At 66.2% G+C, this 23,912-nt stretch carries 24 protein-coding genes; 10 read left to right on the top strand and 14 right to left on the bottom strand.

Going from position 1 to position 23,912, the window contains the following annotated elements:
- Positions 1-111: 111 nt before the first annotated feature.
- Positions 112-1,242 (top strand): AAA family ATPase, encoded by a 1,131-nt coding sequence (locus tag ACWGST_RS05995; protein ID WP_452045745.1) that lies wholly within the window; start codon positions 112-114, stop codon positions 1,240-1,242.
- On the top strand, positions 1,239-1,898 hold the full coding sequence (locus ACWGST_RS05990) for a DUF4276 family protein (RefSeq protein WP_452045744.1): 660 nt from the start codon (positions 1,239-1,241) through the stop codon (positions 1,896-1,898). The genes ACWGST_RS05995 and ACWGST_RS05990 overlap by 4 nt, the downstream gene beginning before the upstream one ends.
- Before the next feature lie 179 nt (positions 1,899-2,077).
- On the opposite strand, the gene ACWGST_RS05985 is transcribed toward ACWGST_RS05990, so the two are convergent.
- From ACWGST_RS05985 to ACWGST_RS05965, 5 genes are all read right to left on the bottom strand, one after another.
- Positions 2,078-2,332 (bottom strand): hypothetical protein, encoded by a 255-nt coding sequence (locus ACWGST_RS05985; protein ID WP_452045743.1) that lies wholly within the window; start codon positions 2,330-2,332, stop codon positions 2,078-2,080.
- A gap of 386 nt (positions 2,333-2,718) precedes the next feature.
- Complete coding sequence (locus ACWGST_RS05980) at positions 2,719-5,151, bottom strand: hypothetical protein (RefSeq protein WP_452045742.1); 2,433 nt, start codon at positions 5,149-5,151, stop codon at positions 2,719-2,721.
- The gene (locus ACWGST_RS05975) at positions 5,148-7,346 is read right to left on the bottom strand and encodes a GmrSD restriction endonuclease domain-containing protein (protein ID WP_452045741.1); all 2,199 of its coding nucleotides are present in this window, start codon (positions 7,344-7,346) and stop codon (positions 5,148-5,150) included. Before ACWGST_RS05975 ends, ACWGST_RS05980 begins: the two co-directional genes overlap by 4 nt.
- Positions 7,343-8,965 (bottom strand): Eco57I restriction-modification methylase domain-containing protein, encoded by a 1,623-nt coding sequence (locus ACWGST_RS05970; protein ID WP_452045740.1) that lies wholly within the window; start codon positions 8,963-8,965, stop codon positions 7,343-7,345. The genes ACWGST_RS05975 and ACWGST_RS05970 overlap by 4 nt, the downstream gene beginning before the upstream one ends.
- A 53-nt stretch (positions 8,966-9,018) precedes the next feature.
- On the bottom strand, positions 9,019-9,630 hold the full coding sequence (locus ACWGST_RS05965; protein ID WP_452045739.1) for an SAM-dependent DNA methyltransferase: 612 nt from the start codon (positions 9,628-9,630) through the stop codon (positions 9,019-9,021).
- Between the two features lie 170 nt (positions 9,631-9,800).
- Here ACWGST_RS05965 and ACWGST_RS05960 point away from each other — a divergent pair, with 170 nt between their 5' ends.
- Entirely contained in the window at positions 9,801-10,073 is a 273-nt protein-coding gene (locus ACWGST_RS05960) for a hypothetical protein (RefSeq protein ID WP_452045738.1), read from the top strand.
- A 14-nt stretch (positions 10,074-10,087) separates the two neighbouring features.
- Here the strand turns inward: ACWGST_RS05960 and ACWGST_RS05955 are convergent, their stop codons facing one another.
- The 3 genes from ACWGST_RS05955 to ACWGST_RS05945 form a co-directional block, all read right to left on the bottom strand.
- The gene (locus ACWGST_RS05955; protein ID WP_452045737.1) at positions 10,088-10,831 is read right to left on the bottom strand and encodes a DUF429 domain-containing protein; all 744 of its coding nucleotides are present in this window, start codon (positions 10,829-10,831) and stop codon (positions 10,088-10,090) included.
- 327 nt (positions 10,832-11,158) lie between these two features.
- The gene (locus tag ACWGST_RS05950) at positions 11,159-11,575 is read right to left on the bottom strand and encodes a hypothetical protein (RefSeq protein ID WP_452045736.1); all 417 of its coding nucleotides are present in this window, start codon (positions 11,573-11,575) and stop codon (positions 11,159-11,161) included.
- A 62-nt stretch (positions 11,576-11,637) separates the two neighbouring features.
- A complete protein-coding gene (locus tag ACWGST_RS05945) occupies positions 11,638-12,381 on the bottom strand; it encodes an SDR family oxidoreductase (protein ID WP_452045735.1) in 744 nt (247 codons plus the stop codon).
- A gap of 139 nt (positions 12,382-12,520) precedes the next feature.
- On the opposite strand from ACWGST_RS05945, the gene ACWGST_RS05940 reads away from it, so the two are divergent.
- Positions 12,521-13,360, top strand: a complete 840-nt coding sequence (locus ACWGST_RS05940; protein ID WP_452045734.1) for a helix-turn-helix transcriptional regulator — start codon at positions 12,521-12,523, stop codon at positions 13,358-13,360.
- 86 nt (positions 13,361-13,446) lie between these two features.
- Here the strand turns inward: ACWGST_RS05940 and ACWGST_RS05935 are convergent, their stop codons facing one another.
- Complete coding sequence (locus ACWGST_RS05935) at positions 13,447-14,190, bottom strand: DUF429 domain-containing protein (protein ID WP_452045733.1); 744 nt, start codon at positions 14,188-14,190, stop codon at positions 13,447-13,449.
- A gap of 153 nt (positions 14,191-14,343) precedes the next feature.
- Here ACWGST_RS05935 and ACWGST_RS05930 point away from each other — a divergent pair, with 153 nt between their 5' ends.
- The 5 genes from ACWGST_RS05930 (at position 14,344) to ACWGST_RS05910 (ending at position 17,189) form a co-directional block, all read left to right on the top strand.
- A complete protein-coding gene (locus ACWGST_RS05930; RefSeq protein ID WP_452045732.1) occupies positions 14,344-14,604 on the top strand; it encodes a hypothetical protein in 261 nt (86 codons plus the stop codon).
- 25 nt (positions 14,605-14,629) lie between these two features.
- On the top strand, positions 14,630-14,920 hold the full coding sequence (locus ACWGST_RS05925; RefSeq protein WP_452045731.1) for a hypothetical protein: 291 nt from the start codon (positions 14,630-14,632) through the stop codon (positions 14,918-14,920).
- Positions 14,921-14,923: 3 nt separating this feature from the next.
- Complete coding sequence (locus ACWGST_RS05920) at positions 14,924-15,190, top strand: hypothetical protein (RefSeq protein ID WP_452045730.1); 267 nt, start codon at positions 14,924-14,926, stop codon at positions 15,188-15,190.
- On the top strand, positions 15,187-15,726 hold the full coding sequence (locus tag ACWGST_RS05915; RefSeq protein WP_452045729.1) for a hypothetical protein: 540 nt from the start codon (positions 15,187-15,189) through the stop codon (positions 15,724-15,726). The genes ACWGST_RS05920 and ACWGST_RS05915 overlap by 4 nt, the downstream gene beginning before the upstream one ends.
- Before the next feature lie 125 nt (positions 15,727-15,851).
- A complete protein-coding gene (locus ACWGST_RS05910; protein ID WP_452045728.1) occupies positions 15,852-17,189 on the top strand; it encodes a serine hydrolase domain-containing protein in 1,338 nt (445 codons plus the stop codon).
- Between the two features lie 42 nt (positions 17,190-17,231).
- Here the strand turns inward: ACWGST_RS05910 and ACWGST_RS05905 are convergent, their stop codons facing one another.
- From ACWGST_RS05905 to ACWGST_RS05890, 4 genes are all read right to left on the bottom strand, one after another.
- The gene (locus ACWGST_RS05905; RefSeq protein ID WP_452045727.1) at positions 17,232-18,149 is read right to left on the bottom strand and encodes a DMT family transporter; all 918 of its coding nucleotides are present in this window, start codon (positions 18,147-18,149) and stop codon (positions 17,232-17,234) included.
- A 115-nt stretch (positions 18,150-18,264) separates the two neighbouring features.
- Positions 18,265-19,578: a hypothetical protein gene (locus ACWGST_RS05900; protein WP_452045726.1), complete on the bottom strand. Its 1,314-nt coding sequence runs from the start codon at positions 19,576-19,578 to the stop codon at positions 18,265-18,267.
- A gap of 44 nt (positions 19,579-19,622) precedes the next feature.
- On the bottom strand, positions 19,623-20,279 hold the full coding sequence (locus tag ACWGST_RS05895; RefSeq protein WP_452045725.1) for a response regulator: 657 nt from the start codon (positions 20,277-20,279) through the stop codon (positions 19,623-19,625).
- Positions 20,276-21,391: a sensor histidine kinase gene (locus tag ACWGST_RS05890; RefSeq protein ID WP_452045724.1), complete on the bottom strand. Its 1,116-nt coding sequence runs from the start codon at positions 21,389-21,391 to the stop codon at positions 20,276-20,278. Before ACWGST_RS05890 ends, ACWGST_RS05895 begins: the two co-directional genes overlap by 4 nt.
- Positions 21,392-21,519: 128 nt before the next feature.
- Here ACWGST_RS05890 and ACWGST_RS05885 point away from each other — a divergent pair, with 128 nt between their 5' ends.
- A complete protein-coding gene (locus ACWGST_RS05885) occupies positions 21,520-22,434 on the top strand; it encodes a hypothetical protein (RefSeq protein WP_452045723.1) in 915 nt (304 codons plus the stop codon).
- Between the two features lie 60 nt (positions 22,435-22,494).
- Here the strand turns inward: ACWGST_RS05885 and ACWGST_RS05880 are convergent, their stop codons facing one another.
- Entirely contained in the window at positions 22,495-23,859 is a 1,365-nt protein-coding gene (locus ACWGST_RS05880) for a hypothetical protein (protein WP_452045722.1), read from the bottom strand.
- Between the last annotated feature and the right edge of the window lie 53 nt (positions 23,860-23,912).

Raw genomic sequence — 23,912 nt, 5'->3', positions numbered from 1 at the left:
CACCCCCTCCACAGCGATGAGGCACGGCCTGAAACACACAACGGACCCCCTGCTGGAGGCATCCACCGTAGGATCAAGGAAATAGACGCTGATCAACACCGGAGGTGACCGTTGGTCGCACCACTTGCTTCAATCGAGATCCGTGGCTATCGATCAATTGCGTCACTCAATCTAGATCTCTCCTCTGCCGTGACCCTGCTTATCGGTGCTAACGGCGCCGGAAAAAGCAATCTCGTCGAGGCTTTCGAGCTCCTTGGATACACCGTCGACCAAAAACTCGGCGCACATGTGTTGAGGAGTGGCGGATTCTCCCAACTCGTCCATCGCTCGCCTGACGGCAAGTCGACTCACGACATCGCCATAAAGGTTTGGGGAACGCAGAACGGGCAGTTCCGGAATGGCTACCGAATGCAACTCAGCCCTGCATCGGACGACACCGCGGTTCTTGCCGAAACCGTATACATGCACAACGCCATCTATCCCGAGCCATACGACCGTCAACTCGGGATGGGCCGCGAAAGCAAGTTGGCAAGCACTGTGAACGAGAATCGTGCGCAGACCTATCTGATGGACGTGCTTTCAGGCTGTCGCGTGTTCCACTTTGACGACACCGGCCCAGACGCACCGCCCCTGCGTCGATCAGACATCGGCGACTACGAGGCGCTTCACAACGACGCGCGCAACATAGCGCCGGTGCTCTTGGATATGCGGTCGAATCATGCGCAGCATTATGAACGAGTGCTCAGGTCTATCCGCAACGTAGCGCCGTTCTTTGATGACTTTGTGCTTCGACCGCAAGGAGAAAGCGTGCTGTTGCGCTGGCGCGAACGGGGCATAGACGACGTCTTCTCTGGCAGCGCTCTGAGCTCAGGCACCCTTCGATTCATTTGCCTGGCAGTCCTGTTACAACAACCGCGCCCACCGGCGACAATCGTGCTCGACGAGCCGGAGCTCGGCCTTCACCCGGCTGCCATCCACCAGCTCGCGGCGCTCTTTCGCGGCGTCGGTCAAGGCCATCGGATCATGGCCGCCACGCAATCGGTGACGTTGCTTGGACAGTTTGGCCTCGATGAAGTTGCCGTCGTCGAGCGAAGCTCGACGGGGACCGTCGTAAGTCGGCCCGACCACCGAAAGCTTGAACAGTGGTTGGCTGACTATTCTCTCGGCGAACTCTGGGAAATGAATCTCCTCGGCGGTCGTCCCGGTGGTCTGTCGTTCCGTCACCCCGGGACTTCCGCATGAACCGGCCGATTGCCATCCTCGTCGAAGGGCAAACCGAGGAAGCCTTCGTGAACCAAATTCTGCAGCCGCACTTAGGCGATTCTGCCTGGCTCACACCAATCGTCGTCCATACGTCCAGGGCCGCGGACGGCACGGCGCGGCGCGGCGGCGGAAGCTGGAATCACTACGACCGAATGCTTCGGCCGCTCATCGCGCAACCCCATTGGTCTCTCGTCACGACGCTCCTTGACTTCTATGGATATCCCTCAGACGCCCCTCAATGCAGCTGCGTGTCTCATCATGCACAACCTGCCTGCATCGAGTCTCGCGAGCAAGCGATCGCCGACAGCCTCCCCTACAGCGCGACGTTCAGGCCGTACGTCGCCCTTCACGAGTTCGAGACTGTCGTCATTGCCGCTGGTGCGGCATCGCCTAATGTGCTTGGCAGTTCGTCCGCCGCTAAGTCGTTTCGGGAGATGATCGCTGCCCATAACGGCGATGCTGAGCAAATCAACAATGGGCCGGAAACTGCTCCCTCAAAGCGAGTCGCCGGAGTGCTGGACAGCTACAGCAAGGTACGAGATGGCATCGCAATCCTCGAGAACAACTTCGACGCCGCCCTCTGCGTGACCCCGCGGCTGCGCGATTGGGTAGAGCGACTACGCGATCTATCGTGACATGAGAAAGTAACCACCATCGACTGCTCGCCTTGTTGATCATGCAGCGCCGCCACCCGCAATGACTGCCCGCTCCTCGGGCGGAACTGTGGTGCGTTCGCGTAGCCAGTCGTCACCGTCGATCTCATCGTTGCCGAGGTGATCCTTCGTGGCGATAGGGTTGAGCGGCTCACCAAGTGTCAACCCGCTCGAGCTTCGCCAGCGAGCCGGTCGCGAAGCCTGTGCCAGCGGATACGGCTGGGTGCCAGCCTCGTTCCTGCCAGCCATTCCCGATACTCGCGTGGATCACTCAGGATCTCGTCCTCAGCGGCACGCCGTGTGCTTGGCGAGATGATTCGATTGTCCTCTTCCGCTATGAAGACCTCACCGTTGACGAGTGCCACCTCGGTCAGGTCGGAGCGAAAGGCGGGATCGCGCATCCAGCGAGAGATCACCCCGCTCACTTCTACCGAGAGATCGAGCCTCTACCGAGAGATCGAGCCTAAGTTCGCGCTTCCATGGCACGTTAGCGGCCCTCGCCTGCTGTTCGTCCTCCCGCTCATCATCCCTGTCCCACTCCAGGTGCCTGTGGATCAGAGACATCAGCGCACCGGAACCGTGACCCATGGCTTCGGCGAGGTATCCGAAGTCACGAAACCGCACGAGAACCCGGGCTCCCTCTGAAAGCAACGTCGTGAACTCGCGAGTGGCAGCCGCCCGGCGTTCACGGATGGAGTCGCGACGATCAGAGCGCCAGAGGGCTATCGCCAGCCAGGCGGGCGCAACGGCGGCGAGCACGGTGACAGCAAGACTTAGCCAGTCAAACCAGTTCGGATCCAACTCAGGACTCGACCAGCGCTTCGATGCTCTTCTTCTCGAAGTAGCGGAACTTCTGAATCGCGTCGGTCATGTTGCCGACGTCGATCACGCCGATCTCGGTCAGCTTCGTGTAGGAACCCAGCGAGAGACCCGTCGAGCGCAGGAAGAGTTCGGTGTCGAGCGACTCGATGACGTGCGCGAGTCTCTCTTCGCGGAAGTCAGTCAGGTACATGAAGATCAGCACCTTGGCGGATACCTTCTTGAGCTTCTCGCGGATGTTCTTCCGCTTCTCAGCGATCTCCTTCTTTGGCTTGCGTTGTTCGTTCGCCCCGCCGCCAGCCCGCTTCACGGCAGAGAGCTTCTTCGATGCGGTGACGATCTTCTCGGCCTCCTCGCGAATGGTGCGGAAGTCCTCGATCTGCTCGAGCTCGGCGATGAGATCGGCGTCCTGGAGGAGCCGGTCCATCGTGACGCCGTTCAGGTTGTACAGGTCGACGGACCGCCAGCGGCGTGCGAGAGCGTTCGCGCTGATACCGCCGTGTGCCCATTGGAGGATGGCGTTGACGTCGAGTTGCTCCATCCGACCGCCGTCGATCGCGAAGATCGGGAGGAAGTTGATCAGCTCGCCCAGAACCGATGCCTGCGTGGCACTCCGATCGGCAGAGTTGTTCGCCAACTCTGTGCCGTATAGCGCCACGAGCGAGAGTGCACGGTTCGGGTCGAATTCGAACACGTAGGCGGTGTGCTTCTGGATGTCTCCGTCAATTTTCCACGGCGACTGCACGCGGAACGCGGCCTGGAAGTACGATTCCGGCGCCTTCAGCGATCGAAGCATGAAGATGGATGACCACTCCGGGACAGTCACCCCCGTCATTAGCTTTCCGCACGAGAGAGTTATCGACCCCGACTTTCCCTGTTCCTCCGCGCTACGAATCGCGGCCTGGAGCGGCGGTAGCGCCTGCGCGCCGATCTTCGCCTTCGTTCCCGCCGCGACGTAGATCTCGTACGTGGAGAAGTACGGGTCGCTATGCAGCAGATCGGCCATCGCCTCGCAGGCGGCAACGTCCTGGAGGTACCAGACAGAGTGCCGCACCGCATCCTTGAACTCAGCGGCCTCGTACGGGAACTGAGCGTTCGCCTCGCTGGATTCAACGATCTTCTCCGGCAGCGCCTTCTTTCCGCGAATGAGCTCGAGGAATGATGCGACGTAGTCCGGCTTCTCGAAGGCAAATCCGCCCTCGGCCTTCTTCGCTTTGAAGTAGGTGTTCAGGTCAAAACCGTCGAACTCCCCGTCCCCTGCCCACTCACCACCTGGCATGCCCATCGCGTACGTGTACATACGCATCTGTGGCAGCTCTTCGTAGGGATTGCGGCCCTTCGTAACGTCCCAATCGGTCTTCTCGCGCTGCTCGTCGATGTAGGTCCAGTTGAACACTTCGGACTCGGCATAGTCGCCGTTCGTAATCGCCTTGAACGGGGTGCCCGAGAGGTGCAGGTGATACTTGGTCTTTAGTCCGTAGTCGAGCTCTGGAACGACGTCGGCGTCGGTGTCGCTCGACTCGTCCGCGGCCTTCAGGAACATCTGCGCCAGGGCGGCTTCCGCTTTGTCCTGCGGGTCGTAGACCTCGCGAGCGGCAGTGGTCGACGCTCCGAAATGGAACTCATCGATCACGATGCAATCCCAGTCAACGAGGTGCAGAGTCTCGTTGCGTTCCTTCGGCTTGCCCTCCGGGTCACGGCCTATCACGTCTTGGAACGAAGCAAACCAAGCAGTCGGTCGTCCGCTGTCGATCAGGGCATCTGCCTGGCGCGGAGGCGTATCACGGTCCACGTACTGCCAGTCGATGAAGTCGACATGGCTCAGCAGGTCGTCCCGCCACGCGCTCCGCACTGCTGGCTTGTACGTGAGGATGAGCAGCTTCGTCCAGCCCATCTCCTTCGCGAGCTGGTACGTAGTGAACGTCTTCCCGAAGCGCATCTTTGCGTTCCAAAGGAATTTCACGGCGGACTCGGGCCCTGACGCAGCGTGGGTTCGGAAGAACGTGGCAGTCTGCTCGACGGCCCGCACCTGCTCGGGGCGCGGTTCAAAATCCTGGATGCGTGTCGGGTCGAACGGAAGCCCGCGTTGCAACGATCGCAGCGCTGCCCAGACCTCGGCCTCGGTCGCCTCGAACCATTCACCACCCGGGTTGACGATTCCCGCGTTCCTCAGGACGCGGTGAACGTCATGGTCGCTGAAGTCCGCGCCGTTAGGCCCGACCGCAGGCTCGGAGTGGAAAAGGATGTCGACGCCGTGAAGTCCTGGGAACGCTGTACCGACCTGCTGTCTCACTCGATCGATTCCCGGATTGACGGTCTGACCGACTTTGATCCACGACGCGCCTTTCTGCCCGCTCGCGCGCCGCCACGGCTTCGCGTGCCCAGCGTGCGTGTAGGCGTAGATGTGGTTCGTCACGCTGCGTCGTCCTCCGGCCCAGAATTGTCGACCTCTGGCTCGTCGACGTCATCGGAGACATCGTCGACGACATCCGCATCGGCTTCACCGAGACTCGCCAGGTAGTCCGCTCGGAGATCCTGCAGAGACTTTCCGGTGTCGGCGTTCACCCAGCACCACCACCCGTTGGTGTCTGTACCCGTGACTGCCACGGCGGCCGCTGACGGGCTGTCGTATGGGGCATCACCGATGAAGACGCGTCCGTCCTGCGCGACGGATGCGCGCACTCCCGCATGCTTCGAAGTCGGATGCCGGGTCGTGAGTTCAGTTCCCACCTCGAGCCAGCCCGAGGAGACGAGCTGCGCGATATCCACGCTGACAGTGGCCGAGGGCGTAGCCGCGGCTCCAGACAGTCCGACGTGGCCGGCGGGTGCGTGCCAGATCGTGAGAATCTGATCGATGAGCAGCGCCGTGCGCTGTTCGATCGTCGACTCTCCCCAGCGATCCGGGGTGAGGTTCATGGCGTCCTTCGTGATCAGCACATCGTCGTGGTTGAGGAAGTGCTCTCGCTTAGTCGACCAAGGTCCGTTGTTGACCTTGCTGTTGAGTTTCTGCGTGACCAGCGTGAGGTTTCCGAGCTGTTGCACAGTGCGGTCCCGCGCCGCCTCCTCCTCATCGTTGAGCTGAGCCGGCCAGTGCTTGCGCCAACCCTGCGGCATCAGGTGCTCGATCGTGCCCTTGCCACGGACGACCGGGCCCATTGCCAACTGCTTGCCGTCGGGGTACCCGCGCTTCGCATCTTCCAGAGCTTCAAGAACCATCCGCAGGCGACCGCGCAGGTACTTCCAGTACGCGGTGGCGCCCGTCAGTGCTTCTCTGACCTCGTCGTCGCCGGGCAGATACCCGACGGCAGTGTGGTTCGCGACGAGGAACGACTCGGTCGCGTCGGCGAGGACGTCACTCGGCTGTGTGCTGAGGTGCTGCATCAGATCGATGATGAATCGGTTCGAACCCTGCGACGGCGCCTTCACCAAGGCCCGGCGCACAAACCAACTCTCGAGGATTCCGAGAATTCGCTTCCGCTCAGCGTGGGGGACCGCGGCCTGCTCGGGCTCGTCCAGCCAAATGAGCAGGGGGCGTGCGATCTCGGAGTCGAGGGTACCGACGCGATAGCTGAAGAGCTCCGCTCTGCTGAGTGGTCCGTTTGCGTTCTCCGACCCTTCGATGATCGACCGGTAGCGATCGGCAGCTGCCTTGATTTGCGGAAGCAGCACGCCGATGTCCTTCGCGACCGTATTCACGTAGTGCTTGAACTGCGTGAACACCTCGCGAATCGGGAAGTCGACCAGCGTTCTAGCGGTAAGCCATTGCCACAGGAACAGCGAGGCCCGGGAATTCTTGATCCGACCGGTGGTGATCTCTTTCTCCCACCACGGCGTCTCGAACTCGGCCCAATAGCTTAGGTAGGCTTTCTCGGCATCGTGCGGCGTGCCAACGAGGTTCTGGAAGACGAAATTCTTGATGAGGTCAGCTGCAGACAGGGGTGTTCCGCGCGCGTTGAGCGTTTCGAAGATCGCCTGAGCGTCTTCATTCGCGTCGAGGCGGATGCTGGCGATCTCCAGTCGGTCCATCACCGTAGCGACGAGCATCCGGGCACGCTGCTCAGCAGCCTCATCCTCACCGAGCCAGGTGGTGATCGAGCCTGCGAAGAACTCGTGTGCATCGCCCAGCCGGGACTTCACCCCCGCTGAATAGTCGACGGGAGTCGGTGCGGACATCACGGATGTGAAGCCGTCACGATCGCGATTGGTCGGCCAGAGCTTGTAGCGGTCGTTCTCGTCGTCGCGGTAGTCGGACGGGTTCTCCACCAGCGGAAGAATCTGACCCGCGAGTTGCGCCCACCCGCGCCGCTCGAGCTCGGTGTGCAACGAATCGAGGAGGAGCTGCAGCGTCGTGAGCCGCTGCTGACCGTCGATCACATTCCATGTAGGCAATGCCCCGAGAGTGGTCGGCACCTGCTGGATGACGATGGCGCCGAGGAAGTGCGTCGCGGTCTGATTGTGCTGCGAGATCACTTCGATCAGCCGAACGATGTCCTGCCACAGCGGGGCCCACTGCGTCTCCCTAGACCAGACGTAGGGCCGCTGAAACAGCGGCACGACGAGCCGCGTCGGGTTGTAGAAGACGTCCTTCGGCTTGACGACATCGGTCTTCACTCGTCGTCCCCCTCGTCAGAGTCGACGGCGGAGTCCCCGGCTCGGTGCTTCCGCCCACCGGGAAGGTGGGTTTCGGGAATCGGGGAGTCCAGGGAGAGGTTTACCGTACGGGGCTTGATGGATGCCTCAATGTAGGCGATGTCCTCTTCGGACAGCCCGTACCTTGCGTAGAGCTCGTCGTCCGTCCACCGTCGCTTCATATCGAGCATCGGCACAAAACGGAATCGATCGGGGGTGACGTGTTGTGAGATCTTGCGCTGAAGAACGAGGAACCGGACGAACTTGGTTGCGAGGTAGTACGCAAAGTTCTCGGTCTCTTCTCGCGACTCGAATCGGCCCGGGATGAAGTAGGTCTGGGTACATGCGGATCCGGGCGCGAGAGCGATGGGCTCGCCGAGAACGGTTTCCACGATGATTCCGTCGGCACCGATCGTGCGCCCGCCATTGTAGGCCATTGGAAGCAAAACCTTCCAGCTGTTGACCCACTCATGGTTGCGTTCAATCTGATCGGCGCGGCTGTAGCCGATTTTCGTCGCATAGATCAGCGGAATCGAACCGGCGAATGGCTCTGTTGCGCTCCCCTTGTAGTTCGACCGCATCTGCAGTCCGAACGGCTTCGTGACGCTAGATACGTCTTCCACTCGGACAGGGTCTTGCATCGCCTGCACCTTCCGAAGGATGCCGACTGCTCGGTTGTCACGCAGGACCACCCCGGCGCCATCGCGCAGGTCGCGCGCGGACGTATCGCGAACCTCACCACCGACACGAGTGGAGAACTCGCAATCCCCGGGGTGATCGCGGTCCCAGAGGAAGTATGAGACGCCACCCTGAATCTCGACCTGAGCAAACACATCGAACTGTCGGGGATTGTCGACAAGAACGCGAAGCCGCCGGTCAGAGATCATCTGATCGCGAAAGCCATCCAAACCCTTTCCCCCCGCAAACCAGCGCGACGGCGTGATCATGACCACATATCTCGGGTTCATAGCGATCGCCCGCTGCACAAACAAGTGGTAAATGCTCGACGCAGTCTTCCCGTGGCCTTCAGTACCCATCTGATACGGCGGGTTCCCGACGATCACATCAAACTTCATCGCCATCTCCTCGGTCGGATAGGTGTCGTGTATGAACGAGTAGGCGTACGACTCGCGTTGCTCACGGATAAGTGCTGCGGGAGCCTTGCAGAGGACGCACTTTGTGCCTCGGCGGTCGAGCGTGTGATCGGACGGAATGAATGGAACGTTCCCATCGAACGATTTGAAGGGAACGACAAACTTCGCAAGAGCCGGGTCTTTCACCTCGATGCCCGTTGCGTTCTTCGTCTGGTAAAGCGAGCGACGAGCAACCTCGCCGTTGATCTGAGTCGTCGCAGCACCGAAAAGCATGTGCCTGAGGATGTGCTCGCGACGTCTCTGGCCATCCGGCTCCCACGCAGCGAGGCCGACCATGAGCCGCTTGAAGACCTCGCGGAGATAGATGCCCGACTTCGTCGCGGGATCGAGCCATGTGTAGTGCGGCTCCGACCAGACGTGCGTGGGCAGAATGTCGAGCATCGCGGCGACGACCTTCGGCGGTGTATAGACGTCGTCGTTCGGCAGCTGCGCGAGTGTTTCAAGCACGTCGGGAACATGCACGTTGGGAAGGTCCCTCGCCCCCGCGACCCCTTCGGCCGTCAATTCCCGAGCTCCGAATAGTGCACCGTCGGGAGTGCCCTCGGTGGCTCGTAGAACAGATCCATCATCGGTGCCTCGAGCTCCGATGGCACGCGCTGAAATTGTTCTTCTGCAAGCGGCGTGTATTCGACGAACACGATCTGATCGGCCGCGTTCAGCGAGTCACCGACGACGACGTTGGTCGCAATGATCGCTTCGGCCGCGCGCGCGAACCCCTCAGTCACCGGCGCCCCCCGGAACACATGGGCCGCATCGATCACCACCATCATTCGTTGGCGCGCCTCATCGACGTTCTCGTCGTTTATGTCGATGCCATAGGTCGAGGCGAGGCAACGTAGCAGGGCGAACTCGTACCAATGCTCGCTTCCTCCGTGCTTCTTCTCGTCAATCGCACTGATCTTGCGCTCCAGAATCGCGACAAGGAAGTTCCCGTCGCCAGCGGCCGGCTCGAGGAAGCGCGTGTCGATGTCGGTGAAGGCATCCGGAATGAGGTCGAGCATCGCGTTCACTTCCCGCGCCTGGGTATAAACCTCGCCAAGGTCGCGCACGCGCTCCCGAGACTTGATATGCCGCGGCTCCGCCATCACACTCCCGCTCATCGTCCCGGTCATACTTTCATTCTGGCGTACACCATGGCCGTCCCCGACTGGCGCGGGCTCCGGCGGACTTCGTTCACCAATGGTTCGACCTCCCTGGGGCCAATCTGCGGGAATCTCTCCTCAGACCCCCACTTCGGGGTCTTGTGGTCGCATGCGGAAGTATCGATATTGTCTCCACATCTGTGCCGGAGGCGCGGGCAGCACTCGGCGGCGCGTTGCAGCGCGTCGCCGATGCGAGCGACACTGCGACCGCCGGACTGGACCTGCAGTCGCAGGTTCTCGAGGCCGCCCTCCGCGTGCACGAGCACGACGGCGACGGCGCCTGCCTCGTCTGCGGGGTCGGCCGCGCAGATGGCGTGGCGGCGCAGGACTACGCGACGAAAAACGACCAGAGCAGGCGGAGCGCGCCCACGACCGCGAAGATCGCCCCCGACGGATGCCGCCAGCGCGTGTAGACGATCGACACCCGTCAGGAGCCTGCTAGCCCCTCAACCCCACCACTCGGCAGCACGATCCATCCTTCGCGATCCGCCTGCTCGCGAACCGCCGGCGGCACCGGGTGCGTGCCGCCAAGCGCGTGTGCCCGAGCGACCAGCGCCGCGATGACGGAGTCGAACGCGTCATCCGATCGGATCATCTGAGGCCGCACTGTCTCGAGGTCGAGCCACGGCGCGCGCTCCTCGAGGTTTGCGATCAGACCGACCCGCACGTCTGCGTCGACCTTGTAGTTCGGCCGGTTCAATTCCCAGAGGCGCAGGGCTGCAGCCGGGTAGACCTCGACGACGCGACCGGAACCGCCACGCGGGATCTGGCCGATGCGGTCGGCCAGTGCGTCGAGGAGGGCCGCGCAATGCATGGCGGTCAGGCCCAGGCGATCCGTCGCCACGCTCAGCGGGCTGCGCCCGGTGCGACGCAGCACCTCGCGATCGGTCTCGCGGTAGGCGAGGCGCCGACGCCAGTCCATCCCCTCGTCGCGCGAGAGGTCGACCCGGGCACCCGCGGCGTGGCGGCTCACGAACTCCACGAAGTCATCCGGCCACCCGAACGCACAGTCGATCCCCATCAGATCGACCTCCACTGCAACCTCCACGATGAGGCCGTCGGATGCCCCGAGCACGACCTGCTCGACGGTGGCTCGCCCTCGCTCCCACCGAATGACGGCGACCGCTGTCTTCTTGGTATCTGCGGCGAGATCGACTCCGGCGGTGCGCACGCTCGAAGTGTAGCGAGCGCCTCGGTCGTGTCCCAGAAGTTCGGCGGTCGACCTGCAGCCGAGCCGCTCAGCCGGCGAGGCGTCGTTCGTCGGTCAGCGATCCAGCCCGGCCATGCGACCCGAGTGGTCGTCCATGACGCCGCGACGTTACGACTCGCGATTCGAAGACGTGATGAAAAACGTAGTCATATGAGGCATGAAGTAGTCATGTGGATCGTTGAGTAGTCGAATACTCACGACGTCAATCAACGCTGCCCCGCGCGCCGACAGGTCTCGACAAGCTCGACCAACAGTTCTCGGTCTCGACCAACGGTTCCGCGAGAAATGTCAGCCCGTGCGCCCGAGCCGTGCGCGCTCGGCGCCGCTGAGCTGCTGCAGGTAGACGACGCGGTTGAAGACGTCGGCACGCTGCATGGCATCCCAGACGGGCACGTTCTCGGTGTACACCTGCCCGCCCGGGCCCCACACCGTCACGTTGACGTAGCCGCTGATGCGGGTCTCGCGCGCGAGCAGGAACAGCAGGCTGAGCAGGAAGAACCAGATGAAGATCACGACCATGACGATCGCCCAGGCCGGCGTGTGCGTGGTCGCCTGCGTCTGATCCTGCGTGGTGATGTTCACGTCGGCGATCGGCCACGTGCCCGACGGGGTGACGACGTGATGCTGCGTCGCGTGGATGTTGCCGACGGAAACGAGGAACTGGGCGGGAGCGGGCACGCCGGCGCCGACAGGTTGCAGGGTCACGAGTCGACCGTAGCGAATGCGGCGGGCACGAGGCATCCGATGTCACCGATTCATGACTGAGCTCAGTGCGAGTTCGCCATCGCAACCGCCTGCTCGTACACGCCGTTCACCTCGGAGAAGCGCAGCGGCTTGACCCGCTCGACGAGGATCTCGGTGACGTCCGGCTGACCGGCCAGGAGCGACATGGTCTCGTCGATGTAGTCGTCGAGCGGGAGGAACGCCTCGATCTGCGACTGGCCGGGCATGAGCTCGGTGCGAAGCCCGGGCGGCACGAGCTCGATGACCTGCACCGAGGTGCCGGCGAGCTGCAGCCGAATGCTCTCGCTGAACTGGTGGATGAACGCCTTCGAGGCGTTGTAGCTCGGCGTGACCCGCAAGGGCGTGTGGGCGAGGCCCGACGAGACCGTCATGATCGTGGCATCCGGCCGGCTCTGCAGCTGTTCGGTGAACGCGGAGATCAGACGCACCGGCCCGAGCACGTTGGTGTCGACGGTGCGCTCCGCGTCGTCGAGGAAGTCGGCCTTCGTGACATCCTCTGCCAGCATGATGCCGGCCATCGCGATGAGCACGTTCAGCTCGGGGTGGGCGGCGACCACCGCATCGCGGGCGCTGAGCACCGAGGCGGGGTCGGTCGTGTCGATCGTGACGGTGCCGAAGCCGTGCTCGGCTGCGAGGCGGTCGAGCACGTCCGTGCGTCGGCCGCCGATCACGACGGTGTTGCCGGCATCCTGCAGGCGCAGTGCCAGCGCGAGGCCGATGCCCGAGGTGCCGCCGGGAATGAAGATGGTGTTGCCCGAGATGTTCATGAGTGTCCTTTCGCTGACCCCGCCGTTCGACCGGGTCACCGACCACGATGCGCCGAGCCGCGCCGCGGCACGAGAGACCCGGTTGTCGTAGGATTCCCGATCCCTCCCTGTGGGCGCCGAAGCGGCGCATGATGGAGGAATGGACCGCGAACAGCTCGCCGACTTCCTCCGCCACCGGCGTGAGAACCTGCGCCCCGAAGACGTCGGCCTTCGCCCCGGGGCCCGCAGGCGGGTCGCCGGGTTGCGGCGCGGCGAGGTGGCCGAGCTCACCGGCATGTCCGCCGACTACTACACCCGCCTCGAACAGGGGCGCGGGCCCCAGCCGTCGGAGCAGATGCTCGCCGCACTCGCCCGGGCGCTGCGGCTCACGACCGATGAGCGCGACCACCTCTACCGCATCAGCGGCCACAACGCGCCACCGCGCGCCTCGCTCGACACGCATGTCGCCCCGGCGCTGCAGCGCGCGCTCGACCGCCTCGACGACACTCCCGCCATGGTGCTCTCAGGCCTCGCCGAGACGCTCGTGCAGAACCAGCTGGCCGTCGCCCTCTTCGGCGATCACTCCCACTTCACCGGCCTGGCGCGGTCGGCAATCTATCGATGGTTCACGGATGCCTCAGAGCGCGCCGTCTACCCGGTCGCCGACCAGCCGCGGCAGGCCCGCGCTCATGTGGCGAACCTTCGCGTCGCCTACGGCCTCGGAGGCTCCGCTTCTCGGGCCGGCCAACTGGTGCGGGCCCTGCAGAAGGAGAGCCCCGAGTTCGCCGAGCTGTGGGAGCGGCACGAGGTCGCGCGGCGTTTCGAGGACCACAAGATTCTGATTCACCCCGAGGTCGGTGCGATCGAGTTCGACTGCCAGGCGCTGCTCACCGAAGATCAGTCCCAGGTCTTGCTCATCCTGACCGCCGCTCCACGCACCGAAGCTGCCGACAAAGTCGCGCTTCTGCGCGTACTCGGGCAGGAGCAGTTCACTTCGTAGGGCCAACGCCCGCGCCCTACGGAGCCACCCAGACGGCGCCACACCTCAGGCATCACGGCGCCAGGGGCATCCGTCGGTCACCACAGTCAGGAACCCGCAAGCTCCTCAACCCCACCACTCGGCAGCACGATCCATCCTTCGCGATCAGCCTGCTCACGAACCGCCGCCGGCACGGGGTACGTACCGCCGAGCGCGTGTGCCCGAGCGATCAGCGCCGCGAAGACGGCGTCGAACGCGTCATCCGATCGGATCATCTGAGCCCTGACCGACTCGAGGTCGAGCCACGGCGCGCACTCCCCGAGACTCGCAATGAGACCGGCCCGCACGTCTGCGTCGACCTTGTAGCGCGGCCGGCTCAGCTCCCAGAGGCGCAGGGCTGCGGCCGGGTACACCTCGACGACGCGACCGGAACCGCCACGCCGGATCGGGCCGATCCGGTCGGCCAGCGCGTCGAGGAGGGCCGCGCAGTGCATGGCGGTCAGCCCCAGCCGATCCGTCGCCACGCTCAGCGGGCTGCGCCCGGTGCGACGCAGCACCTCGCGGTCGGTCTCGCGGTACGCAAGGCGCCGGCGCCAGTCGATCCCGTCGTCGCGCGAGAGATCGACCCGGGCACCCTGCGCGTGGCGGCTCACGAACTCCACGAAGTCATCCGGCCACCCGAACGCGCAGTCGATGCCCATCATGTCGACCTCCGCTGCGACGTCCACGATGAGGCGGTCGGATGCCCCGAGCTCGACCTGCTCGACGGTGGCCCGACCCGGCTCCCAACGAATGACGGCGACCGCCGTCTTCTTGGTGTCTGCGGCGAGATCGACTCCGGCGGTGCGCACGCTCGAAGTGTAGCGACCGGGGACGACGAGCCGCGGAGGTGTCCGCAGGTTGAGGAGGTCGCCCGCGGCCGTCTCGATCGATACTGGTTGCGTTGAGTACCGCATGGTACTTTGGTACAGTCAGGTCACCCACACGAAGAGAGGGGCGTCGGCATGCCCGCCGTCAGCCCGATCAAGGTCGATGCCGCAACGGATCAGCTCATTTCCGATGCTGCGCACTTTCTTGGTCGCACGAAGAAAGACATCGTCGACGCCGCCGTTCGCGACTACGTCGACAGCCATCGCGGCGAACTCAATGCTGCCATTACGGCGTCGCTGCTGCGCCTCGACGGGAGCCGTGGATCGCTCATCAGCGAGATCACCGGCTTCACGCGCGCCGAGCTCGACGACCTGGGCGGGGTACCCGAGCAGTGACGGTGGCGGGCCATAGGCCCACGGCATGCAATCCCCGTCCGATGGCGTTCGCCCCACTCGACGTTGTCTCAACGACATCAAGCAAGACGTGCCGAATATCGGCACGATACTCAGCAGCGTCACGCATCCGCTGATCACGCGCGCACAGGCGGTTCCTGATCTCGTAGGGGCTGCTGGCGCTGAACGCATCGTCTCGCTGGCGGATCTCGTTTGGTTCAAAGTGAAGACCCAGCGGTGGCGCGGTGCCACGGTCGTCATCCGAAACCCTGCATGTCAACCCTTCCTTGACAGTCGTGACGCGTCAACCTATCATTGACACATGCGATGGCCAACGAATCGACACCTCATCGCCGGCTGGACGACCGGCTTCGGCGCCGTCCTGTTCGGCATCACCACCACCATGCTGGGCATCCTCCTGCTCGAGGGGTTCGCTCGAGGCATCCTGTTCGGCATCGGAATCGTGCTGACCATTGCCGGAACGGTGCTGCTGGCCGGCACACTCGGCTGGCTGTCGGCTCGCAACGGGCGTGACCGGTCGGGCGAGGGCCGCGGCTGGTGGCTGCCGAGCCGCGACGACGAGCGATGAGCAGCGTCGGCGACGCGGTCACGCTCGCGATCCTCGATTCCGTCGAGGTCGATGGGGCGGTCGATGGCGAGATCGGCCGCGACGGCCATCTCGCACTCATCCGCGCGAGCGCCGAGGCCGAACGCGAGGTACGCGCCATCCTTCGCCAGGCTGTCGAGTCGGCCCGCTCGGGCGGCGTCAGCTGGTCGGCGATCGGCGCCGAGCTCGGCATGAGCAGGCAGGCCGCGCAACAGCGCTTCGGTGATACGAGCCGAGCGGATGCCACGGCCGACGACGGCTCGGGGTATCGCTGGCTCGGCCCGGTCACCGCGTTCGACGAGCTGGCCGAACTCGAACTCGCCGGGCGAGCGGGCTGGCACACGGTGGAGGCCGGCATGCTGCGCCACCGCATGGTGCGCACCGAAACGCAGTGGGAGCACAAGCGGATCATCGGGCGCGGCCCCTCCCGACGCGATGAAGACGACGGCTGGATCCTGGCGTGCCGCTCCCTGCCGTGGGCCTATCTCATCCGCGACCTTGGCGTTCCGCCTGAGTGACTTCGGCGGTGATCTCGCCCGGCGCCCCAGTTGTGGGGTGATCACCCGCCGCCCCGTCGGCTGCGTGCCACAATGCAGACAGGGCCGACCGGTTCGCGTCGGAGCACCGACGGAACGAGGCACCCGTGGCCAACCCGAGCTCCAACTCCGCCGCCGCCGTCGGTCTCGGTCTGGCGCTCCTGCTCACGCTCGGCGCGTGCACCGGCGGTGCGCCGGCCGCGACATCCGCAGCACCGACCGCCGCATCGTTCGAGCCGGTCGACGGCTCGGCGGCGGCGTGCGTGTCTGACGCCGAGGAGGTCGTGGCCGCGAAGGACACGCAGTCGACCGAGCCGATGTCGGCGGCACTGAGCACCGACTTCGACGCCGCGGCATCCGCTGTCTTCGAACACGTCGAGGTCTTCGCGCCCGCGGTCGTCGTGGGCGTGCGCAGCCCGCAGGGCACCTGGGCCGAGGCGTACGGCACGGCCGATCTCGTCACGGGCGCTGCGGCCGCCACCGACATGCACCAGCGCATCGCATCGGTCACGAAGACGTTCGTCGGCACCGTCGTGCTGCAGCTGGCCGACGAGGGCGAGCTCTCGCTCGACGACCCGATCGACCACTACGTGCCGGGGGTGCCGAACGGATCCCGCATCACCCTGCGCGAGCTCATCACCATGACGAGCGGCCTGCCCAACTACTCCGACAACCCCGAATGGGGTGCCGACTTCTTGAGCGACACGGGCGCGCAGTGGGCGCCGCAACAGCTGCTCCACGACGCTTGGGCGATGCCCACCTCGTTCGCGCCCGGCAGTGACATGGAGTACTCGAACACGAACTTCGTGCTGCTGGGCCTCGTGATCGAAGAGGTCACGGGTCAGAGCCTCGATGAGGCGGTGCAGACCCGAATCCTCGACCCCTTGCGTCTCACATCGACGATCTACCCGACGGATGCCGCGGTGCCGAGCCCCCACCTGGGCGGCTACACCTTGCCGTTGACGGTGTACGGCGGCGCCGACCCGACCGACACGTGGGTGGATGCCAGCGAGTGGAATCCCTCCTCGGCAGGAGCGGCGGGCGCCATGATCAGCCGCGTCGACGATCTGCTCGTCTGGGGACGAGCGCTCGCCACCGGGCAAGGGGTGCTCGCGGCAACCGCCCAAGTGCAGCGGCTGAGTTCGTTCGGCACCTCTATGCTCGGCCCCGACGAGTTCTACGGCGAGGCGCTCATGTGCAAGAGCGGCTGGATCGGGCACAACGGGAACATGCCCGGCTACAACTCGATGGTTCGGTACAACCCCGACACGGACACCACCATCGTCGTTCTCGCCACCGGGCTCGACTCCACCGGGAACCCGCCCGATCGCGTCTTCGTGATCGAGGAGTACGCGGCCGCACTGGCGGAGGTCGCGGGGCATCCGTTCTCGCCGCACATCGTCACGCCCGAGCAGCAGGTGCAGAGCCTCGTGCCGCACCTCTGACGGTCGCAGTCGACGCGCCGAGCAAGCTGCCTGCGAGCCGTCTCAACCCGCTGAGGCCGCCGCCGATTCTGTGGACGCCGACGCAGGCGCCACCTCCGACCCCTGCCGGTGTCTCGTCACGAGATACGAGCCGAGCAGCACGAGCCCGAAGCCGACGATGGTCCAAACGGTCACTCGCTCGCCGAGCACGAGCACGCCGGCGATGATCGCGACGGCCGGGTTGACGTAGGTGATCGTGGTCGCCTTGACGGGGCCGATCTCGGCGATCAGGCCGACCATGAGCAGGAAGGCGAGCGCGCTGCAGATCACGGCGAGCACGATCACCGACACGATGACCGCGGGCGACGGCCAGACCGACGGCACGCCGCCGGTCGCGAGCACGAACGGCACGTACATGATCGCGGCGCCCGCGAGCGAGACGGCCACGACGCCGACGCCGGGCAGGTCGGGCATCCAGCGCGAGAGAATCGCCGGCCCGAGGGCGTAGCCCACGACGACGACCGCCATCTGGGCGACGGCGAACAGGTCTGACCCTGCGATGTCGAGACCGACGAGCGCCGCGACGCCGAGCATGCCGAGGGCGATGCCGAGCCAGTTGATGCCCGAGAGCCGTGCGGGGCGCCCCATGAGAAAGGCGATCGCCACGCCCGCGAGCGGCACGGCGGCCAGCAGCAGGCCGGCGGTCGAGCTCGGCAAGTGCTGCTCGGCCGAACTCAGGAAGTACCAGGGCAGCACGATCTCGACGACGGTGTACGCGAGCATCGGCTTCCAGCGGCGCAGCACCGGCCAGACCTCGTGGCGGAACAGCGCGAGCGGCAGCAGCAGAATCGCCGCGAGCCCCGAGCGGGCGAGCACCACCATCGCCGGGTCGAGTTCAGACACCGCCACCTTGATGAACAGATACGGGATGCCCCACGCAACACCCAGCGCGGCGAACAGAATCAGGCCACGGCGAGTCACCCGCCCATTCTTGCGCGGCGCCCGGCAGCGCAAACGTTGGTCGTCGGACGACGTGGCACGATATTCCGCCAACGGTCGGCGCCGACCTGATGCGATCGATGCGGCAGTCGAACCTTCAGCCGACGAGTCGGCGCTCGTCGGCGAGCGCCGCGACCCGGCCACGCGACCCGAGAGCCCGCCCGGGCCGCCGTGACGCTTCGATGTCATGCTGGGCTCGGCGCAGGGATTCGCTCGCGAGCGACGCGGCCCGCCGGGCCAATGCGATCACCCGTTCTCGGTGCTCCTGGCCTGTCGTGGTGATGACCGCGTCCGAACCGCCGAGGACGTGGCCGAGATCGACCCGGGCGTGCTCGGATTCGGCGAGCCTCGTGAGTGCCTCGGCGCCGATCCAGCCCGGGTGAGCGGCGATGGCATCACGGGCGATGTCGAGCTGCCGGTCCGCGTCCTTGATCGCATGGTGCACATGGTCCACCAGCGGAATCAGATCCGTCGCGCGCTCGCGGGCCGTTGCAACGGCGGAAACCAACGTCGCGCGCGCCTCGCGCAGTCGGCTCAGGTGTGCGAACGGATCGGTGTCGACCCCCACCTGCGGGATGGCGGCGAGGGCTGCCTGCAGCTCGCCAGCCACATCGGCGACGCGGCGGGAGCGTGGCTCTTCGAGTGCGGCCGCGAGGTCCCGCCGGCACTCCTCGACGAGCGCCACCAGCATCGACTCCGCTCGCAACGCCTCGACCTCGAAAGCCTCGACCGCATCGAGCAGACCCGCTGCGTGCTGCACGGATGCCGCGGATGCCTCTAGCGCGACGCTCGCCTGCTCGCGCTGACCGGCCGCCCATCGCACCTCGGCCACCCCTGCGCTGTGCTCGGCGAACCCGATCAGCTGCTCGACCTCCACGGGGTTCGCCTCGATTCGAGCGATCGCCTCGTTCGCATACCTGGCGGCGAGCCGATCGACGGTCTCGCGGGCGTGCGGGATGCGGGCGCGCAGACGCTCGAGGTCGGCGCGCACAGCCGCGACGATCTCCGGTGCACGCCGCGCGCGTCTGGCCCGGTCGGCTAGGTCGGCGGCCTGACGCGCGAGCGTGTCTTCGGCCCACTCGCACAGCTGCACGATGTGCAGGTTTCGAGCCCGTACCTCGTCGGCGCTGCCTCTGCTGCCGGCGCTCGGATCGTGATTGAGCCGGTGCAGCCGGAACGCATCGTTCAGGTGCCTGCGCACCGAGGCGAGCGTCTCGCGCAGTTGCGTCGTGGCGTCCCGCCCCAACTCCGCCTCGGCGAATCCCAGCTCGTCGACCGTGACACGGAAGCGCTCGTCGGCGGCGACCAGGGCCGTTCCTGCCTGCTTCGCCAGGTCGGCATCGCGAACCTCGAGTTCAGACGCACCGCGTGTGCGCCCGATCCCGAAACGCCTGACCCGGAAACCGGCCATGCTCAATCCTACGGTCGACGTTCGAAACCGTCGACGTTCGAAATTCAGGTGCGCAACCCCGCATCGTGGGCGGTGATGATCGCCGCGGCACGGTCGCGCGCGCCGAGCTTCATGAAGATCGCCGACACGTGCGACTTCACCGTGCGCTCCCCCACGTGCAACTGCGCGGCGATCTCGCGGTTGTTCGCCCCGCGGCAGATGCAGCGCAGCACCTCGAGTTCGCGTGGGGTCAGCTGCTCGATGGCCCGGCTCGCCGTCGGAGACGCCGGCGCACGATCCTTCGCTCGCGCGAGCACCCGGGGAAGCACCCGCGGGTCCAGCCAGGCTCCCCCGGCGGCAACGACGCGCACTGCCGTGATCAGGTCTTCGGCCGGGCTGTCTTTGAGCACGAAGCCCGCGGCCCCGGCCGTGAGCGCTCCCCAGAGCACCGCGTCGTCGTCGAACGTCGTCAGGGCGAGCACGGGAGGGGACGCCGAGACGGCCCGCAGCCGCCGCGTCGCCTCGGGGCCGTCCATCCGCGGCATCCGGACGTCCATCAGCACGAGGTCGGGCCGGTGCGCGCGAACCGCCGGCAGCACGCCCGTGCCGTCGACGCATTCGGCGACCACCGAGATGTCGGGTTCGGCACCGAGGATGAGGGCGAGGCCGGCTCGCACCATGGCCTGGTCGTCGACGAGCACGAGCCGCAGTGGCGCGATCATGCGTCACCCCCGACGGGAAGTCGGCACTCGACGACCCACGAGTGGCCCTCGGCCCTGCTGCTGAGCTCGCCGCCGAGCGAGGCGGTCTGCTCCCGCAGTCCGATGAGCCCGAAACCCTCGGAACGGGGACCTGGCTCCGTCGCGCCGGTCGGCACGAACTCATTGGAGACGCGGGCGACCACGGCGTGATCGTCGATCCCGACCTCCACCGTCGCCGCCGTGCCGGGTGCGCTGTGCCGGGCTGCGTTGGCCAGCGCCTCTCGCACGACCCGGTAGAGCGTGAGCCGGATGGGCAGTGAAAGGAGTTCGGCGGTGCCGGTGAGACTCAGCTCCACCCGAAGCCCGGCCGAGCGATACGTCGTGACGAGTCGCTCGAGGTCCAACGACCCCTCCCCCGGCTCCTCGTCGTCCCGGAGCATGCCGACGACCCCGCGAATGGCGTCGAGACTCTCGCGCGACACCCGTTCGGCGTCGGTGAGGGCCGCTGCCGCGGCATCCGGATCCGAGCGCAGCACACGACGTGCCCCGCCGACGTGCAGCACCACGACCGTCAGCGAATGCGCGACGAGGTCGTGCACGTCACGGGCGATGCGATGCCGCTCCTCGCGCGCCGCGGCATCCACCAACTCGCTCTCGGCAGCGCGCAGTTCGTCGGCCAACCGCGTGGCGCGGCGCAGGAGCACGCCCACGAGCACGCTGAACGCGCCGCCGAACGCGAAGTAGATCGCGCCGACATCCCACTCGACCCCGAACAGGAACGGCACGAACGGCAGCACCATGACGACGACGACGACCGTGCCGACCAACCAGCGGTCGTCGGACCTGCTGGCGAGCCGGCTCGCCGCCGCGAAGCTGACGAAAAGCGCCGCGCCGATCTCGGAGAGGGCGATGACCGGGACCACGGGGATGATCGCGAGGGCCGCGAAGGCCGGCTGGGGAAGCTCGACGCCGAAGACGAGCAGAGCCCACGGCACCAGGGCGATCAGCATGGCCACCACGACCACGGGATCGAACTGCGCACCGACCACGGCCAGTACCGCGGCGACGAGGGCGATGCCTGAGTAGACGAGGTCGGTGACCCGCGAACCCGCCGCGACTGAAGTTCGATTCATCGGTCGCTCCCTTCGGCCTTCACCCCGACGAAACCGCATCGGACGGGCGTGCGCCTCGTCCCGTGGTACGAGAACGAGGCGTTCCCCGGCGCGATGACGGCTGCACGACCGGCGCGCAGCATCGAGGCATGATCACCTCGACCCAAAGTACTCTTCGCCTCTCCTCGCCCCGCCAGTCGGCAGCACGCGCCGTGCTCGCGGTCGGCGCCGGCGTGAGCGCCGTCGCGTTCGCGATCGCCATCGTCGGCCTAATCGTCGATCCGACCGTGCTCACCGGGGCTCCCGCTTGGATGAAACCCGCCAAGTTCTCGTTCTCGATCGCGGTCTACCTGCTGACGCTGCGCTGGATCCTGTCGCACGTACGGGGCCACGCTCGGATGCTCGCGGTGCTCAGCACCGTCATCACGGTCGCCCTCGTCGCCGAGATCGCGCTCGTCGAGATGCAGGTCTTCCGCGGCACCACCAGCCACTACAACGAATCCACCGAGTTGGATGCCGCGGTGTGGTACGCCATGGGCGGCATCGTGTCGCTCGTGCTCATGGCGACGATCGCCGCCGGCGTGCTCGCCCTGACGCAGCGAGGCCTCGACCCCGGGCTGGGTGCGGGGCTCCGCTGGGGAATCGGCATCTGCGTGCTCGGCATGCTCGCGGCGGTCACCATGATCTTCAACAAGGAATGGAACGACTCCGGCGGACACACCGTCGGGGCGGTCGACGGCGGCGCCGGGCTGCCGATCACGGGCTGGAGCCTCGAGCACGGCGATCTGCGCGTGGGGCACTTCATCGGGCTGCACGCCCTGCAGTTGCTGCCGCTGTTCGCCTGGGCGCTGCTGCGGTTCACGCACCTGGACGCGACGACCCGCGCCCGCCTGCTCGATGTCGCGGCGGCGAGCTACACCGCGGTCGTGCTGCTCGTCACCTGGCAGGCGCTTCGCGGGCAGAGCGTCGTGCGCCCCGACGGCGAGACCCTGGTGGTCGCCGCCGCCCTCGCGGGCCTCGCGGCGCTCGCCACGGTCACGGTACTTCGACGAAGCCGTCGGTGAGCTGCGGTGGTCGAGTAGCGACGCCCGCCTGCGGGCGGGTGAGGGAGGCCGCGTCGCGTCTCAGTCGAAGATTCCGTCGAGGATGCTGCCGATCACGAGTCCGCCGAGAATGCCGCCCATCATGTCGGAGCCGCCGCCGCGGCGACCACCCCCGTAGCCGCCGTAGCCCTGCCCGGGGCCGCCGCCCCACTGCCCCGGGTCCTGCGGGCGTGACGAGTCGATGTCGCGCTGCGCGAGCTGCAGCGCCTCGGCCGCGAGGTGCGCGACACGCCTCGCCATCGTCATCGCCTGCTCGCGGCGGTCTTCGTCGATGACGCTGACGGTCGCGGCGGGCGTGCCGAGGAAGCGGTCGAGGTCGACCCGAACCCGCTCGGACTCGGCGAGGTGCGTGCGGGCGTCGGCGCCGATCCAGCCGCGGTGGCCGGCGATCACGTCACGGGCGACGGCGAGCTGCCGGTCGGCGTCGTCGATGGCGTGGTGCACGTGGTCGAGCGAAGGGATCGGGCGGGAAGCCCGCTCTCGAGCCGCGTCGATCGCGGCATCCAACCCCGCATTCGCCTCACGCAGGCGACTGAGCTGTGCGAATGGATCGGTGTTGACGCCCGCCGGCGGCAGCGAGGCGAGCGCCCCCTGCAGGGTGGCGATCGCGGCCGCGACCCCGGCGCTGTGCGGCTCTTTGAGCGCCACGGCGAGGTCACCGCGGGAGTCTTCGACGATCGCGCCCAACGTCGACTCCGCACGCAGTGCCTCGACCTCGAACGTCTCGACCGCGTCGAGCAGGGTCGCCGCGCGGCGCACCGATTCGGTCGACGCCTCGAGCGCGAGGTTGGCCTGCTCGCGCTGGCCGGCGTCGCGCCGGCGCTCGGCCACACCGGCACTGTGCTCGGCGAATCCGAGTAGCTGGTCGGCCTGGGCGGGGTTCGCCTCGACCTGCGCGAGCGCCTCGGGCGCGTAGCGGGCGGCGAGCCGTTCGACGGTGTCGCGGGCCTGCGGAATGCGGGAGCGGAGCGCCGCGGCATCGGCTCGCACGCCGGCGATGATCTCAGGGGCGCGACGTGCGCGCGCGATCTTTTCGGCGAGCGCCGCCGTGCGCTCGTCGAGCACGTCTTCGGCCCAATCGCAGAGCTGCACGATGCGGGCGTTGCGCTGCCGCAACTCGTCAGCGGTGTCGGGAATCTCGTCGTGATTCAGCTGGTTCAACCGGAACGCCTCGCCCAGGTGCTCGCGCACCGAGGCGAGCGCCGTGCGCAGTTCCGCCGTCGCCTCGTGGCCGAGCTCGGCGTCGGCGAAGGCGAGCTCGTCGGCCGTGATGCGCACGCGTTCGTCGGCGGCGACGAGCGCGGTGCCCGCCCGCTGCGCGAGCACGGCGTCTTGAGCGTCGAGTTCTTGTTCGTCGCGCTTGCGTTTGCCCCAGAATCCGGCCATGGGTTCGATCCTAAGGGCGCGGCTGGGAGGCTGCTGTGGCGAACGGTCACGCG

The organism is Agromyces sp. NPDC055520 (genome assembly GCF_053619715.1).
Note: the sequence above shows the minus strand (reverse complement) of the source record. Positions and strands in the feature narration are given on the sequence as shown.

Coding starts and splice junctions, on each gene's coding strand:
- ACWGST_RS05990 (WP_452045744.1), top strand. CDS start 1,239: ATGAACCGGCCGATTGCCATCCTCGTCGAAGGGCAAACCGAGGAAGCC.
- ACWGST_RS05965 (WP_452045739.1), bottom strand. CDS start 9,630: ATGACCGGGACGATGAGCGGGAGTGTGATGGCGGAGCCGCGGCATATC.
- ACWGST_RS05945 (WP_452045735.1), bottom strand. CDS start 12,381: ATGAACATCTCGGGCAACACCATCTTCATTCCCGGCGGCACCTCGGGC.
- ACWGST_RS05940 (WP_452045734.1), top strand. CDS start 12,521: ATGGACCGCGAACAGCTCGCCGACTTCCTCCGCCACCGGCGTGAGAAC.
- ACWGST_RS05930 (WP_452045732.1), top strand. CDS start 14,344: ATGCCCGCCGTCAGCCCGATCAAGGTCGATGCCGCAACGGATCAGCTC.
- ACWGST_RS05925 (WP_452045731.1), top strand. CDS start 14,630: ATGCAATCCCCGTCCGATGGCGTTCGCCCCACTCGACGTTGTCTCAAC.
- ACWGST_RS05920 (WP_452045730.1), top strand. CDS start 14,924: ATGCGATGGCCAACGAATCGACACCTCATCGCCGGCTGGACGACCGGC.
- ACWGST_RS05915 (WP_452045729.1), top strand. CDS start 15,187: ATGAGCAGCGTCGGCGACGCGGTCACGCTCGCGATCCTCGATTCCGTC.
- ACWGST_RS05900 (WP_452045726.1), bottom strand. CDS start 19,578: ATGGCCGGTTTCCGGGTCAGGCGTTTCGGGATCGGGCGCACACGCGGT.
- ACWGST_RS05895 (WP_452045725.1), bottom strand. CDS start 20,279: ATGATCGCGCCACTGCGGCTCGTGCTCGTCGACGACCAGGCCATGGTG.
- ACWGST_RS05890 (WP_452045724.1), bottom strand. CDS start 21,391: ATGAATCGAACTTCAGTCGCGGCGGGTTCGCGGGTCACCGACCTCGTC.
- ACWGST_RS05885 (WP_452045723.1), top strand. CDS start 21,520: ATGATCACCTCGACCCAAAGTACTCTTCGCCTCTCCTCGCCCCGCCAG.
- ACWGST_RS05880 (WP_452045722.1), bottom strand. CDS start 23,859: ATGGCCGGATTCTGGGGCAAACGCAAGCGCGACGAACAAGAACTCGAC.